We start from the raw sequence: 2,495 nt of genomic DNA, 5'->3' as shown, positions 1-2,495 counted from the left end.
CCGTAGGGTGCCGTGACGCGGGGCAAAAAATACCGCCTCCCACCCTCAAATGACGTTCCCGCATCACGCACCGCCCCCAACCGAAAAATTCCAAACCCCTCCCCCCATCATCCCCTCAAAACCCGAATAATTGCCGATTCAGACCCAATGTGGTATGGATTAAAGGTGTTAACAAACATTAAGCCCAAAAAAATCCCAACCCACCGGGAACAAAATCCCCAGACCATCAGACTAAACCTAATAAAAGTCGCCGAGTCCATCGGCAGAACGCGCAACCCCTCAACAACCCCTCGCCCAAAGCGAGCCAAACCAACTGAGACTGCGTGTTCCCACCGATCTAGACAATATCAGTATCCATGCTGTAAATTGGCGACTGTTATGCGTACAGCGAGACTGAGAACCGACCGTACCTGTATAAGGTGCGCCAAGCGGTCGAACAAGCAGGATTAAACCCCCAACAGTTCGATTCAACCGCCCCGTACCCCAAGCACACAGCAACAGGTACACTTCACAAACCGTTAGCGAGGAAGAGGAGCGATAAGTGACTGCACTCGGAAGTTTTAACGAAATTTTAGTAGGAGACGAGCGTGACGAACTGCTCGGTCTCACTCAAGTCAAAGGAGCAGTAGCGGGTTCTGCCGGAGACGATAGCCTCAGCAGCGTTCTCAACGGAGACCCCAACCTCGGTTCCTTACTCTTCGGAAACGAAGGAAACGACTATATCCAGAGCCGAGGCGTTCGCGATAGCGCCTTCGGCGGCAAAGGCGACGACACCATCACCAACAATAGCGGTCGGGCGTTGCTCTACGGAGACATCGGCAACGATGTCGTCATGTCTGAAGAAGGTGATAACACCCTATTCGGCGGACCCGGCAACGACTACCTGATGGCCGAAGAAGCCGGAAACATTTTCCTCGGTGGAGACGACAACGACTCCATCGTCGGCGGAGAAGGCGACGACACCATTGCCGCTGGAGACGGCGACGATTACGTTAAAGGTGGTCCCGACGATCCGAGTATCATGTTCGGCAACGCCGGTAGCGACACCATGGAAGCCGGAAACGCCGGTGACAGTATTTTCGGCGGTAAGAACGACGACACCGCCAGCTTCGGCAGCGACTTAGCCGGAGACGGTGGAGTCCTGTTCGGCGACCTCGGTGCCGACTACCTGGCCGTCCTCAGCGACAGCATCAGCGGTGCGATTCTCAACGGTGACGTCGATCCCACTGGCGGTGCTATTGCTGGAACTGATGTCGGCGACGATATTCTCTACGTTCAAGCCGGTAGCAACCACCTGATGGCCGGTAACGCTGGTGATGACAGCCTGCTTCTCGGCGACAGCGTCGGTGGCGGCATTACCATGGCTGGCGGTCAAGGCAACGATGTCTTATCTGGTAGTTCCAGCGGTGAGTCCTTCGCCTACGGCGATGCTGGCGACGATATGCTCGAATTGAGCTTCGCCGGTGGCGGAGAAATGTGGGGTGACAATCCCACCATCACCGAAGGCTTCGGGAACGACACCGTGATGGCGGCCGGAAGCGGCGTCACCGTGGCCGGCGACAACGAAAACGCCGGAACCGCTGGTGGTGATGACTATCTGGTGTCGCAAGACGGCGGTAACAACCTCATCGGTCACAGCGGTAACGATGTCCTCTCTGGAACCGCAGCCGGCGGCGACACCATGGACGGCGGTCTCGGTGATGACACCTATATGTTCACCGACGGCGACAACATCGTCTTCGACGAAGAGGGTCTGAACACCTACATGGGTGTGAACGCTCTCAACACCACCGTCATCGTTAAACCGACGGATGAATTTGGCGGTGAAGCCACCTGGTTCGTTCAAGGGGATCAAAGTGTTGTCGAACGCGGTTTGACCTCTGGCGGTCTGATTACGGACAACCAAGCCCCCGACATCATCCAGTTCTCTGGTACGGTGACGGGTCAAGTCAACACCAGCGGCGGCGATGACGAGATTCAAGCCGTCAACGTTGCCTCGACCGGTTCGGTGATGGGTGGTGAAGGTAACGACACCATCGAGATTACGGGCAGTGTCGCGGCTGGCGGTATGGTCGATGGCGGTGCTGGTGACGACTACCTCGATATTACGACTCTGGCCGGTGCTGCCGATGGCGGTGAAGGTAACGATACCATCAGTATCGATACCCTGGCTGCGGGTGCAACAGTTTCCGGTGGAGACGGCGACGACCTCTTCAACGGTACCACCGGTCAAATCCCCTTTGTTGGTGCGGGTGCAGTCATCGACGGCGGTGCTGGTAACGAGAAAATTGTTATCCAAGCCGTCGGTTCCGATGGTGCTGATGGACCGATTAACTTGATTGGCGGTGACGGTGACGACCAACTCGGGGTTGGTACGACTGCAACCGATGGCGCGGGTGTTGGAACCAACGCACCTTCCGTGAATATCGATGGAGGTGCCGGAAACGACATTATCCAAGGAGCGAAGTACGGTGGAGACAGCCTCGTTGGTGGTG

1 protein-coding gene is annotated in these 2,495 nt (G+C 56.6%); it reads left to right on the top strand.

The features are described from left to right. Window positions 1–541 precede the first annotated feature (541 nt). Window positions 542–2,495 (top strand): beta strand repeat-containing protein (locus tag ACP5D4_RS16505; protein WP_428012722.1); only part of this gene is annotated, 1,954 nt, incomplete at its 3' end.

This window comes from Baaleninema sp. (assembly GCF_049974805.1).
Lineage (GTDB): Bacteria > Cyanobacteriota > Cyanobacteriia > Cyanobacteriales > Geitlerinemataceae > Baaleninema.
The sequence above is the reverse complement of the archived record's forward strand: the minus strand, read 5'-3'. Positions and strand labels throughout refer to the sequence as shown.